The 12754-nt window shown below is 69.0% G+C and carries 11 protein-coding genes, 1 tRNA gene and 1 pseudogene; 5 read left to right on the top strand and 8 right to left on the bottom strand.

Annotated elements, in window-relative coordinates; all coding sequences use genetic code 11:
* Nucleotides 1-28 precede the first annotated feature (28 nt).
* Both IT184_01710 and rnc read left to right on the top strand, forming a co-directional pair.
* On the top strand, nt 29-2131 hold the full coding sequence (locus IT184_01710; protein MCC7007509.1) for a SpoIIE family protein phosphatase: 2103 nt from the start codon (nt 29-31) through the stop codon (nt 2129-2131).
* On the top strand, nt 2124-3113 hold the full coding sequence (rnc, locus tag IT184_01705) for a ribonuclease III (protein MCC7007508.1): 990 nt from the start codon (nt 2124-2126) through the stop codon (nt 3111-3113). The genes IT184_01710 and rnc overlap by 8 nt, the downstream gene beginning before the upstream one ends.
* A gap of 27 nt (nt 3114-3140) precedes the next feature.
* On the opposite strand, the gene IT184_01700 is transcribed toward rnc, so the two are convergent.
* Nucleotides 3141-4274, bottom strand: coding sequence for a hypothetical protein (locus IT184_01700; protein ID MCC7007507.1), 1134 nt, complete (start codon nt 4272-4274; stop codon nt 3141-3143).
* 137 nt (nt 4275-4411) lie between these two features.
* On the opposite strand from IT184_01700, the gene IT184_01695 reads away from it, so the two are divergent.
* Complete coding sequence (locus IT184_01695) at nt 4412-5773, top strand: adenylosuccinate synthase (protein MCC7007506.1); 1362 nt, start codon at nt 4412-4414, stop codon at nt 5771-5773.
* A 95-nt stretch (nt 5774-5868) separates the two neighbouring features.
* Here the strand turns inward: IT184_01695 and IT184_01690 are convergent, their stop codons facing one another.
* A complete protein-coding gene (locus IT184_01690; GenBank protein MCC7007505.1) occupies nt 5869-6303 on the bottom strand; it encodes a BrxA/BrxB family bacilliredoxin in 435 nt (144 codons plus the stop codon).
* Nucleotides 6304-6367: 64 nt separating this feature from the next.
* On the opposite strand from IT184_01690, the gene IT184_01685 reads away from it, so the two are divergent.
* Complete coding sequence (locus IT184_01685; protein ID MCC7007504.1) at nt 6368-6952, top strand: hypothetical protein; 585 nt, start codon at nt 6368-6370, stop codon at nt 6950-6952.
* Between the two features lie 40 nt (nt 6953-6992).
* Here the strand turns inward: IT184_01685 and IT184_01680 are convergent, their stop codons facing one another.
* From IT184_01680 to pstS, 4 genes are all read right to left on the bottom strand, one after another.
* Nucleotides 6993-7277 (bottom strand): hypothetical protein, encoded by a 285-nt coding sequence (locus IT184_01680; protein ID MCC7007503.1) that lies wholly within the window; start codon nt 7275-7277, stop codon nt 6993-6995.
* A 116-nt stretch (nt 7278-7393) separates the two neighbouring features.
* The gene (gene pstA / locus IT184_01675; GenBank protein ID MCC7007502.1) at nt 7394-8230 is read right to left on the bottom strand and encodes a phosphate ABC transporter permease PstA; all 837 of its coding nucleotides are present in this window, start codon (nt 8228-8230) and stop codon (nt 7394-7396) included.
* Between the two features lie 35 nt (nt 8231-8265).
* Entirely contained in the window at nt 8266-9216 is a 951-nt protein-coding gene (gene pstC, locus IT184_01670; GenBank protein ID MCC7007501.1) for a phosphate ABC transporter permease subunit PstC, read from the bottom strand.
* Between the two features lie 7 nt (nt 9217-9223).
* Entirely contained in the window at nt 9224-10261 is a 1038-nt protein-coding gene (gene pstS / locus IT184_01665) for a phosphate ABC transporter substrate-binding protein PstS (protein ID MCC7007500.1), read from the bottom strand.
* A gap of 268 nt (nt 10262-10529) precedes the next feature.
* On the opposite strand from pstS, the gene IT184_01660 reads away from it, so the two are divergent.
* Nucleotides 10530-10604: transfer RNA gene (locus tag IT184_01660), tRNA-Glu, on the top strand.
* Here the strand turns inward: IT184_01660 and IT184_01655 are convergent.
* Nucleotides 10564-11400: a zinc ribbon domain-containing protein gene (locus IT184_01655; protein MCC7007499.1), complete on the bottom strand. Its 837-nt coding sequence runs from the start codon at nt 11398-11400 to the stop codon at nt 10564-10566. The two genes, IT184_01660 and IT184_01655, sit on opposite strands and share 41 nt — an antisense overlap.
* A gap of 228 nt (nt 11401-11628) precedes the next feature.
* Nucleotides 11629-12189, bottom strand: a pseudogene (locus tag IT184_01650) (recombinase family protein).
* Nucleotides 12190-12754: the final 565 nt, after the last annotated feature.

The following is a 12754-nucleotide window of genomic DNA, read 5'->3' as shown; positions in this document are numbered from 1 at the left end:
TGATTGCGCCGGCTCCAGTCGAATTCCAGTGAGACGGCTGCTCGCGCGCTTCAGCTACATGCCCCGGGACACGGAGGAAGCGCCCGATAGCCCGACCGCCGCGTTGCCCACGCGGTCGCACTACTCGCTCGCGCTGCTGCACTCGCTGCCCGGCCGGCTGCTCGTGCTGTCGGTCGTCGTGCTGCTGATCCTGACCGTCGCGCGCCAGCTCGTCATCCTTCCGGCCTTTCTCGAGCTGCTGCGCCGTGTCGTCTCGCTGACGGCGATCGGTGCGGGCGGTGTGCTCGTCGTGCTCGGCGCAACGCGCTATCGGCGCGCGCTGCTGTGGCGGGTCCGGCGCAAGCTGATTCTCTCCTACATCTTCATCGGGGTCGTTCCGCTGGTGCTCGTGCTCGCGTTCGCGCTGACGGGCAGCATGCTGCTGTACATCACCGTCACGTCGTACGTGTTCGGCGACGGGCTTCGCGACCTCACCGCCGAAGTGCAGCAGATCGCGGAGAGCGCGGCCATCGAGATCGGCCGCACGCCCGGCGCGTCCCAGGCGGTGATCGACGCCGCGCATGGCGCGATCGTCACGCGCTACCCGCAGGTGTCGCTCGCCGTCGTTGGGCGGGCGAATGGCACGCCGCTCTCGGCAGGGCGGTGGCAGCACGCGGCGCCGCCGGCGATCGTGCCCGCGTGGGTGATCAAGCGGCACGATTTCGTGGGCCGCCTCGTCACGCCGATGCCGGTGTCACCATCGCAGCCGCGAATCGTCGTGCGGGCCGTTTCCCCGGCGCCCGACATGCGGACGTTCGTCGTCGTCGATCTTCCGATTGACGACGACGTGCTCGCGAAGCTCGAAGAGCGCACCGGCACGACGATTGGAGGCATCAGCGCGCCCGACTGCGGCGCACCGGCGCCTCCGGATGGCGCGGCGGCGACGGGCAGCGCGTGGTCGCTGTTTCGCGAGACCGTCGCCATCCTGGATTGCACCCGGTGGGCGGACGGCGCCACCGGCACGCTCTCGATCAACGTCGTCGCCCCGATCGGCCGGTTGGCGGATCGCATGGCGTCGATCGAGGCGACCAATATCCAGGCGGCCGTCGGCTTGAGCTGGTGGTCGATCTTCGTGAACCTGCTGATCGCGCTCGGGGTGCTGTTCCTCCTCATCCAGGGCTCGGCGGCGTTCATGGGCGGCATGCTGGCGCGCTCGATCACGTCGGCGGTTCACGAGCTGTTCCTCGGCACGGAGCGGGTGCAGCAGGGGGACTTCGCCCATCGGATCCGGATCGAATCGCGCGACCAGCTCGGCGACCTGGCCGACTCGTTCAACCGGATGAGCAGCAGCATCGAGTTCCTGCTGCACGTCCAGCGCGAGAAGCAGCGGCTCGACGACGAGCTGCGGATCGCGCGCGACATTCAGAAGTCGCTCTTGCCGGTGCGGCCGCCTCAAATGGCGGGTGTCGAGGTCGCGGACTTCTGCGAGCCGGCGCGGGAAGTCGGCGGCGACTACTACGATTTCTTCCAGCTCGGGCCGCGGCAGCTCGCCGTGCTGATGGCCGACGTGTCGGGCAAGGGGACGTCCGCCGCGCTCTACATGGCCGAGCTGAAGGGGCTCGTGCTCGCCCTGAGCGAGACCGTCCGGTCGCCGCGGCGGCTGCTGATCGAGCTGAATCGCCTGCTCGCGGAGCACTTGGACAATCGCAGCTTCATCACGATGACCTACCTGGTGCTGGATCTCGAGGCGCGGACCCTGACCGCTGCGCGGGCGGGGCACACGCCGCTGATCGTCGTCACAGGGGGCGAGCCGACGGTCATCGCCCCGGACGGCATGGTGCTCGGGCTGCGGCTGCCCGGCGCCGAGGCGCGCTTCGCGCAGGTGCTCGACGAGCACACGCGGCCGATCCGGCCGGGAGATCTCATCGTGCTCTTCACGGATGGCGTCACTGAGGCGATGGACCAGGACGGCGAGATGTTCGGCGACGAGGCACTCGCGAGGGTCGTGCGCGCCCATGCCGCGCTCGACGCCGCGGCGATCCGCGAGCGCGTCGTGCGCGACGTGAAAGCGTTCGTGGGCGAGGCCGAGCCGCACGACGACATGACCCTCGTCGTGCTCAGGATCGAGCCTGACGGGGAGGCCCATGGCTGAGCGGCACTCGGACGCGGCGCCGCCGATCGAGGTCTTCCGCAGCGTGTCGTCGATCGAGACCGAGGTCGTTCGCGGCTTGCTGACGTCGCACGGCATCGAATCCGCGGTGCTGTCGGCGCTGTCGCCGTCCGTGTTCCCGCTGAACGTCGGTCATGCGCAGTTCCGCGTGTGTGTCGCGGCACCGGCTGCCGGCCGGGCCCGCGACCTGATCGCCGCCCACCTCGACGAGGCCGCGGCCGCCGAGGTGCGTCGCCTCAGCGAGACGCTCGGGCCGCTCGAAGCTCGCATCGGGTACCGGTTTCGCGATCTGGGACTGCTGGAGCACGCGCTCACGCATCGATCGCGCGCGCACGAGGATGCGTCGGGGGGCGTCATCGACAACGAGTCGCTCGAATTCCTCGGCGACGCCGTGCTCGGCTTCGCGATCGCCGACATGCTCTTCGCGCGGTTTCCCACCCACAGCGAAGGCTACAAGTCCAAGGTCAAGGCGGGGATCGTCTCGTCTGCGTCGCTCGCGCGGCTCGCCCTGCAGATCGACCTGGGCCGGTACGTCCTGCTCGGGCGGGGCGAGGAGAAGACGGGCGGGCGCAAGAAGCTGGCGATTCTCGCCGACGCGTTCGAGGCACTGATCGCCGCCGTCTATCTCGACGGCGGCATCGAGGCGGCTCGTGCGTTCATCGCGTCGCTCTTCGCGCCGCTCATCGCGGCTGGCGGCGAACAAGCGGCCGACGCGGCGTTCACCGAGGACTGGAAGTCGGCGCTGCAGGAGTGGCTGCAGGCGCACGGCCGCGGGTTGCCGCAGTACCGGCTGGTCGCGGCCGAGGGGCCCGATCACCGCAAGCAGTTCGCCATCGAGGTCCTCGTGGGCAGCACTGTTGCCGGCCGCGCGACGGGTCGATCCAAGAAAGACGCCGAGCAGGCGGCCGCGCGCGAAGCGTTGGCGGCGCTCACGGGCGGCTCGCCCGGCGCGGCGTCGACCTGACCCGTCGTGCCCGGACAGCGTCCGGGATCAGTCGATCTCGATGATCCCGGAGCGGGGCGATTCCTGGGCCGGTCCAGCGATCACGACGGCGGGCTGCGGTACGCGCGGCTGTGGCAGGAGGGCGCGCGCGTAGGCGCCCACTTCGCGCACGATGTCGTCATCGGTGGGAGGCACAGGCCGGCCGTAGAGCCGGACGTACAACCGCAGCAGCGGGTCTTCGAACGAGTAGCGTTTGCCTTGCGACGTGATGAGATCCACGTCTTCGAGCCAGGAAAGGTAGTCCTTGGTCGAGCCGGGCGTGCGCTGCAAGTACTGCGAGATCTCCGTCAGGTTGAGCGGTTCGGTCTCGGCGAGGATGCCGAGGATGGCCTTGAGGGCGCCGTAGCCGCGCGCCCGCTGGAGCCGGAACTCGTAGGACTCGCGGCAGCGCGCGGTGAGCTGGCCGTCGGGAGCGAGGAGCGCAGCCACGCCGGCCACTGGATCCGTGGCGCTGCCGGCCGAGGCCAGCCAGTTGAGCAGAATCATGACGGCGCCAGCCCGGCCGGTGGCGAGCGCGGTCACGGCCGGGGCGACGTCGGCCGCCCAGCCGCGGCGGCCGGCGTCGACCCGCTCGGCCAGCGCCTCGACTTCTTCCACGCCGAGCGGCGGCAGGTGGATCACCTCGAACCGGGCGGGCGCGTCGCGCAGCAGCCGATGCACGCGCGCGGTGAAACGCGACGAGAGCACGAAGCGCGCGGGACTGCGGGCGAGCCGATCGACCCATTCGCGCTGCACGTGCCGCAGCCCCGGGAAGCTCTCGAACGTGCGGACGTCGAGGAACTCGTCGAACAGGAACGTGAGCGGCCCGTGATTGCGGGCGGCCTCGTCGAAGAGCGCGAGGAGCCCGTCGAACGCGGCGCGCGCCGAGCTCGCCGGATCGCCGGCCGCGCTCCCCGCGCGGCGCCAGCGGACCGACGCGCTGACGGCGCGCAGCGCGCGCTCGGGCGTCGTGGCGGCCGCGGCGATGTCGAAGTACTGGCTGCGGGCCGCGCCGAGCTCGTGCTCGAGCCGAAGCAGCAGCGACGTGCGGCCGCTGCCGCAGCCGCCGAGCAGCACCGGGATGCGGTCGGCGTCGAGCGACGTCGCCACTCTCCGTTCGAGCGCTGGGCGTTCGACGATCACGCAGGCATCCTTCGAGTGTCGCGCGTGTTGGGAAGGGCCGCGCCGATCGGGGCACGCGGCCGAGCGAAGTGCCACTCTAAAGAACCGCGGGGAGGGGTGTCAATGATCCAGCGGCGTCACGGTATCATGCTAGCCGCATGAACCTGTGTGTACTCGGCGCCCAGTGGGGCGATGAAGGCAAGGGCAAGATCGTCGACCTGCTCACGCCGCACTTCGCGATCGTCGCGCGCTATCAAGGAGGGCACAACGCCGGCCATACCGTCTACGTCGGCCGCCGGAAGTTCGTGCTCCACCTGATCCCGTCCGGCATCCTCCATTCGTCCGTGACCTGCGTCATCGGCAACGGGGTCGTCGTCGATCCCGTCGCCTTGTTCAAGGAGCTCGACGAGCTGACCGGCATGGGCATCGAGTGGCGCGACCGGCTGCTCGTCAGCGACAAGGCCCACCTGATCCTGCCGTATCACCGCGACATCGAACTGCTCGCCGAGGCGCGGCGGGGTGAGCGGAAGATCGGCACGACGTCGCGAGGCATCGGCCCGGCCTACGAAGACAAGGTCGCGCGGCGCGGCGTGCGCGTCGGCGATCTCCGCGACCAGAGCGCCGGAGGCCCGCTCGCCAGCGCCATCCGCGAGAACGTGGAGGCGCGCAACCGGCTCGTCGGCGGCGTGGCGCTGCGCTGGGAGGACGTGTTCGCGATGTTGTGCGAGACGGTCTGGCCCCGGCTGCGGCCGCTCGTCGCCGATACGTCGCTGTATCTGCACCGAGCGATGCTCGATGGCCGTCGCATGATGTTCGAGGGCGCGCAGGGCACGCTCCTCGACATCGATCACGGGACCTACCCGTTCGTCACCTCGTCGAACGCCGTGGCCGGCGGCGTCTGCACGGGCCTGGGGATCGGTCCGCGCGCGGTCGGCACCGTGCTCGGCGTCGCCAAGGCCTACACGACGCGCGTCGGCGGCGGGCCGTTGCCCACCGAGCTTTCCGACGCCGTCGGAGAACGGCTCCGCGAAACCGGTCAGGAGTACGGCGCCTCGACCGGGCGGCCGCGGCGCTGCGGCTGGTTCGACGCCGTGGCCGTCCGCTACGCGGCGCGCGTCAACGGCCTCAGCGCGCTGGCCCTCACGAAGCTCGACGTGCTCGACGAGTTCGAGGAGCTGAAGGTCTGCACGGCCTACCAATGCGCCGGGCAGATCGTCACCGAGATGCCCGGCGATTCCGCGCAGCTCGCCGCCTGCACGCCCGTCTACGAGACCATGCCGGGCTGGCGTGCGAGCACGCGCGGGATCACCAAGTTCTCCGATCTGCCGGCCGAAGCGCGCGACTACGTCCGCAGGCTCGAGGAGATCAGCGAGGTGCCGGCGGCCATCATCTCGACCGGCTCGGAACGCTCCGAGACGATTCTCCGGGAGGGCTCGATCGCCGCAGAGTGGTCGGTCAAAGAAGGCGTGCCCGAGGACACGGTCGGGTTCGGGTTGGGAAGCGGAGACGGGACGGAGTAGTCGCGAAACTCGAGAGGAAGCTCTCGAAGCAGCGGCGAGTCGCGAGAGATGGGGTGAGTGGTGAGTCGCGGCTCACCACTCACCAGTTCCGAGCGTCAGCGGGCGCCGGCCGGCGCGCCGCAGTGTTCGTCGAACGCGAGCGTGAGCAGGTCGGCGATCGCGTCGGCCGATCGCATCTCGATGTCCCGCCGCTCGACCATGTAGACGAGCTTGCCGTCCTTCAGCAGCGCGATCGATGGCGACGACGGCGCGAACCCGGTGAAGTAGCCGCGCGCCCGATCCGTGGCCTCCATGTCGGCGCCGGCGAACACGGTCGCGACGTGATCCGGCCGAGGCTGATGCTGCAGCGCCATCGCGATGCCCGGCCGCGCCTTGCCGGCCGCGCACCCGCACACCGAGTTGACGACCATCATGACGACGCCCGGCTGTTTGACGACGTTGTCCACGTCGGCTGCGGTCCGACACTCCTGGAACCCGAGCTGGGTCAGTTCGTGACGCATGGGCGCAATCAGATACTCCGGATACGGCATGTGATGACCTCCAGGGGGCCGGCTGGCGGATGCCAGTCCCGCCCCTGCTACTATGCAATTCTACATGCGCACCCGTCGTGACTTCGTGGCCCGGCTCGGAACGGCCATGGCGTGCCTGGTGGCAGGTCGCGTCGCCCCGCTGACCGGCCAGGGGCTCGACCAGTTCGGCTCGTCCGCCCCACCGTGCGCGCCGGACGCCCGGCTCACGCCGGCCGTGCCGCGCGACAACACGTATCGCGAGGGGGCACCGCTCCGGACGTCGCTGCTCGAGGCCGGGGTGAACGGCACGCCCTTGACGCTGCAGGGAACGGTCAGCGGCACCACGTGCGGGCGCATCAAAGGGGCAGAGCTCCACTTCTGGCACGCCGATCCGCAGGGGCGATACGACGCCGTCGGCTCTCGGTTTCGCGGTCGTCAGTTGACCGATGCCGATGGGCGCTACCGGTTGACGACGATCGTGCCCGGCGCGACATCCGGGCGGGCGCCGCACATCGGCGTGCGCGTTCGGATCCCGGGGAAGTCGGATTTCTGGACGGCGATCTTCTTTCCCAACCAGCCGCTGAACGCCCGAGACCCGCGCTTCCGGCCGGAGCTGCTCATGATTGGCCGTCCGGACGGCGGCACGTTCGACATCACGCTGAATTTGTAGGGACGGACCGCGCGGATGACGCGGCCGCCGGCTCAGTCACCTATGGCGCGGCGTGAGACCGCGTATGGAATCCCGCGTGCTCGAGCTCGCGACGGACGTCGTCGAACAGACCGCGGAGGTCGACGCCGTCGCCCAGCGCGCGGACGAGCCGATCGACGTTGTACATCCGGAATCGAATCGCTTCCATGTGAAACGCGGCAACGGCACGGCGCAGGGCCTCGGTCTCCTGCTGGAGCCGGTCTCGCGCGCTGCCGGGTGACAGGACGGCAATCTGGGGCAAGAACCTATCGAGGGCGGCAAGTGCTGGCGCGGTGCGCGCGGACATGTCGGCAGACACTCCTTGTGAGCAACATACAGCCCCACACGATAGCGCATCCCGAGCGTCGGCAACCATCCTCGAGGCGCTCGTCCGGCCGCCGGATCGCGAACCTGCTGCCGAGCCTATCGCCCCACGTGCATGCGTTCGAGGCGGCGCGTCGCGGCGCGGGCGAAGACCGAGCAGCACAGCACGAGCCCGACGAGCACGAGCGCGCCGGCCCAGGCCTGCCGATGCCAGTCGTCGTACGGCGAGATGGCGTACGTGTAGACCTGCACGGTGAGCGAGCCAATCGGCTGGGTGACGTCGGTCGACCAGAACCGGTTGTTGAACGACGTGAACAGGAGCGGCGCCGTCTCGCCCGCGATGCGCGCGAGCGCCAGGAGAATGCCGGTCAGAATGCCTGGCAGAGCGGCGGGCAGCACGACGGTGAACACCGTGCGCGCCCGTGAGGCGCCGAGCGCCAGCGCGCCTTCCCGCAGCGCCGCGGGCACCAGGCGGAGGAGCTCTTCCGTCGTGCGCGTGATGATCGGGATCATCATCACGCCGAGCGCGAGGCCGCCGGCGAGCGCGGAGAACTTCATGTCCTCGAACGGCCAGGGCTTGGCCGGCAGCACCGCGATCGCGTACACGAAGATGCCGATCACGATCGACGGCACGCCGTTGAGCGTATCGGCCGCGAAGCGTGCCGCCGACGCCACGCGCGATCCGCCCGACTCGACGATGTAGACCGCGCTCAGCACGCCGACCGGAATCGCCAAGAGCGCGCCGAGCCCGCACAGAATGAGCGTGCCGACGATTGCATTCGCCATGCCGCCGCCCGGTTCGCCGACTGGCTGGGGCGTCTCGGTGAAGAATGCGACGTCGATCGCGCCCACGCCCTGGCTCACGACGAAGAACAGAATCATCGCGAGCGGCGCCAGCGCGACGAGCACGGCCACGAGGCAGAAGACGGACATCATCGCCGACAGGGCCCGCCGCCGCTGGTCGCGGGTGATCACGGCCGCGCCTCGACGGGCACAATCGCTGGTGGTCGCCGGACCTGCTCGCGCGTCATGCGCCAGATCAGCACCCGCGAGGCGACGTTCACCATCAGCGTGATCGCGAAGAGCACGAGGCCGATCTCGACGAGCGCGTGCAGGTGGAGGTCGTCCGCCGCTTCGGTGAACTCGTTCGCGATCACGGCCGCCATGGTGTACTGCGGAGCGAACAGCGACCACACCGCCTGCGGGTTGTTGCCGATCACCATCGTGACCGCCATGGTCTCGCCGAGCGCCCGTCCGAACCCGAGCATGATCGCGCCGACAATGCCGATCCGCGCGTAGCGGAGGGCCACGAGCGTCGCCTCCCAGCGCGTCGCCCCGAGGGCGAAGGCCGCCTCTCGCTGCGCGGCAGGCACCGCTCTGAGGACTTCGCGCGCCACCGACGAGGTGTAGGGCACGACCATGATGGCGAGCACGAGGCTGGCCGCCAGCATGCTCACGCCGACCGGCGGCCCGCTGAAAAGCGGCAAGGTCCGGATCCCATCCGGCAACGCGAGCTGCACGGCCCGAACCGCAGGGACCAGGACGAAGACGCCCCAGAGGCCATAGACGATGGAGGGGATGGAGGCGAGCAGCTCCGTGAGGAAGACCAGGGGACCGCGCAGCGGCGCCGGGCAGAGCTCGGTGAGGAAGATCGCGATGCCCAGCGCGACGGGCGCCGCAATCAACAGCGCAAGGGTCGACGAGTACAACGTGCCCCAGATGAACGGGAGCGCGCCGAACTCGCCCGACACCGGATCCCAGAGGCTCGTGCGCCAGAACGCGAACCCGAATGCCCGGATCGAGAGGGCAGACTCGGTCCAGAGGACGTAACCGATGCCGGCGACGATGGCGATGATGGCGAGCGCGAACGCGCCGGTCGTCGTCTGGAAGGCGCGATCGCTCATGCGGTGCAGTCGCGGCATCGAGGGCTCACCGGGTCGCGATCTTCTTCAGCGCCTCCAGCTCGAGCGCGACGACGGCCGTGGGCAACGGCGCGTAGCCGAGGCCGGCGGCGAACTTCTGACCGTCGGTCAGCGCCCAGCGCATGAAGTCCACCATCGCGTTCGCCTGGACCCGATCCTTCGGGCTCTCGAACAGCAGCAGCCACGTGAACGACGCGATCGGGTAGGCATCCTTGCCGGGCGCATTCGTGATCGAAACGCGGAAGTCCGCCGGCATCTTGGCGACGGCCGCAGCGGCGGTCACCGATGGCGCGGACGCCCTCACCGGAACGCCCGCCGCATTCTGCACGGCGCCGAACGCCAGCTTGTTCTGCGTCGCGTACACCGGCTCCATGTAGCCGATCGCTCCTGGCGTCTGCTTGACGAGCCCGGCGACGCCCTCGTTGCCCTTGCCGCCGAGGCCGACCGGCCAGTTGACGGCCGTCGCCGTTCCGACGCGCTTCTTCCACTCAGGAGAAACCTTCGACAGGTAGTCCACCCAGACGTACGTCGTGCCGCTGCCATCCGAGCGGTGGACGACGGTGATGTCGGTGGGGGGCAGCGCCACGCCCGGATTCAAGGTTCGGATGGCCGCGTCGTTCCACTTCGCGATCTTCCCGAGGAAGATGTCGGCGAGCACGGCACCGGTGAACGTCAGCTCGTGCGAGATGCCGGGCAGGTTGTACGCCGGAACGACCGCTCCCAGGGCGGTGGGAAAGTGCAGCACGCGGCCGGGGGCGGCAAGGAGCTGTTCGTCGGTCATCGGGCCGTCGGTGGCGCCGAAGAACACCGTCTGATTCGTGAGCTGGCGGATACCGCCGCCCGACCCGATCGACTGGTAGTTGATCAGCACGTTCGGCGCGATCTTGTTGTACTCGCTGAACCACTTCGAGTAGAGCGGGTACGGAAAGGTCGCGCCGGCGCCGTTGATCTGCACGCGCTGGGCGGCGAGCGCGATGCCCGACAGCGCGGCGACCGAAGCGGCTAGCGCCGCTCGCCATCGCTGTCTGGTGATGAGCCTGAGCATGTCAGTGTCCTTCGGAGCTGTCGGTCGTCGACGGCGGCATCGTGCAGGCGGGCCACGCCGTTGTCTTCGCGTCCATCGGAACTTCGGCCGGCTCATGAGAGGCACGAGCCTACGGAAGGAGCGTAGGCGGAGCACGTTTCGCGAGCGAGTCTCCGCTGTTACGGCTGCGTTAAATCGTCGCCGCGCGTCGGCAGCGCGATGGAGCTTGGCGGGCGCGGCGGCGCGAAGGGCTGTGGTACGCTAACGGGCTGGCGCGCGATCGACGAGCGTCCCCATCGTCCAGCGGTCAGGACGCGGCCCTTTCAAGGCCGAGACTCGGGTTCGATTCCCGATGGGGACGCCAAACTTGATTCGGCCTGTTCGTCGGGCTCCAAGTATCTGAAAAGCGGCGCGGTTACGCCGGTTCGATTGAATCGACTTCCGTCGTACGCAATCCCCTCAGGAAAGAACAGCTGCTGCAATCGCTGGCGGTAGTCGAGCGACGCCTGGACCCAGAGGTCCGCGGCACGCGGCAGGATGCGTTCTGCGAAGGCCAGGATGCCTTCTACGTCGAGTTCCTCGACGGCCTCGGTGTGGTAATCGATCTTCGACAACGTCAACTCCTCGCGGAGCTTGTCGCGCTGGCGGCCGTAGGTGTCGAGGTCGATCGATTCCGAGTACAGGATCGCCTCGTCGAGTCGATCGAGCTTCAACCGGACGGCCTTGAGCCGCCGATCCTGTTCAGCGGTTCGGTCTCGGGCGGCGGCGCACTCCTGCTCCCACACGCAAAGCACGCGATCCTTGACGAGCCGCATGTAGCCAGGCGTCGGCTGTAGCAGTGCAAGTTCGTCCACGAAGGCGCCTTCGAGTGCGGCCTTGCTGACGTTGACCGCACGGCATCGGCGCGGGCAGTGGTAGTAGGCGTAGCGGCCGTTCCGCCCCTTCGACCAGCTGCCGGTGAGCGGGCGCCCGCAGGTTTCGCAGCGCACGAAGCCGCGCAACGGAAAGTCAGGATGATTTCGCCGGCGTGCCGCAGCCACCGGCACGCGACCATCGAGGACGGCCTGCGCCCGGTAGAAGATCGCCTCGTCGATGAGGGGCTCGAAGTCGCCCCGTGCGCTCACGGCGATCTCAGGACTCTCGATGTGGCCGACGTAGATGCGGTTCCGCAGCATGTTGCCGAAGGTCTGCGGTGAGAGCGGACGGTCGCGCCGCGTTCGTAGACCCGCGTCCGTGGCGCGGCGAATCACTTCCTGTGCGGTGAACTGTCCCGAAGCCAGATCGCGGAACGCCTGCTGCACCAGCGGACCGCGCACGGGATCATGCACGAGACTGCTCTTGGACCACTTCGGCGCGTTCAGGTAGCCGAGTGGCGCCTGGAAGGTCCAGCGCCCAAGCGACAGCGCAGCCTTCATGCCGGCCAGCGTGCGTTCTGAGCGCACGTCGTTGTCGAACTGCGCGAACGCGGCGAGCACACCTTCCATCAGCTTGCCGGTGGAGGTGTCGTCGATCGGCTCAGTGGCTGACCGTAGAGAAATCCCCAGGGACTGCAGGTGCGCTCGGAGCGCGAAGTGGTCGTACTTCTCGCGCGCGAAGCGCGTGAGGTTGTAGACGACCACGAAGTGGACCCGGCCCTTGTGCGTTCGGCAGTACTTCAGCAGCGCCTGGAGCTGGCTGCGGTCCGTGGTCTTGGCGCTCTCGCCCTCTTCGTGGAAGCGCTCGCGGATCTCGCGGCCGTTCCGCCGGCAGTATTCCTCACACGCCTTGAGCTGGGTCGGCAGACTGAGGTTCTCGGTCTGCTCCTTCGTGCTGACGCGAACGTAGATCACCGCGCCGATCATCTCGGTCAGCGTAGTCCATCGCCCGCCGGCGGCAAGGTACGTCTGCGCGGCATCGCGGTCAGTGAATCCGGCGTCCTGCAGGGCCAGGGCAATCAGCACGCGCGCCATCGCTTCCGCGTGGCGCGCGACGTCGCGCACCTCGTCGTCGGTCAGTGCGTCGGCTTCGTCGCCGAGCAGTTCGCGGCAGTGCGCAATCGAGATCGGTTCCGGAACGAGTTCCGCACCTTCGGGCACTTCCATGGCGTCCCCCACTCGCACGCGATTGGTGATTGGGTGAGTGGCGCGCCCGATGCGTCGATGTGGCGGTCGACGCGCCGTTGTGGTGAGCGCGGATGCGGGCTGTGCCGGCATCGATCCGCGGGAGCTGCGCTCCGAGCGGCGACGGTGGCGTCGATGACGTGACCGTCTATCGTGCGTTCAGTCGAACCAGGGCTCGATCATGCCGCTGATGAACGCGGCTTCCTGACGACGCGCGGTCCTGGGAACGCGGCGCCACCAAGAGCGTGACTACGGACTGCGATGTCGTGATGGTGCGCTCGAAACCGTGCCCTGGGAGCGTCGGCCGAATGTGCGCTCCGGATGCCGTTGTGGCGAACCGGAGGAGTGCCTGGCTGCACTGGAGTGATGAGCCCACCATACGCCTGCGTGCGGTCTTCGTCAACCTCGTGTGAGC

The sequence above is a fragment of the Acidobacteriota bacterium genome (assembly GCA_020853395.1).
GTDB lineage: Bacteria > Acidobacteriota > Vicinamibacteria > Vicinamibacterales > SCN-69-37 > JADYYY01.
The sequence above is the reverse complement of the archived record's forward strand: the minus strand, read 5'-3'. Positions and strand labels throughout refer to the sequence as shown.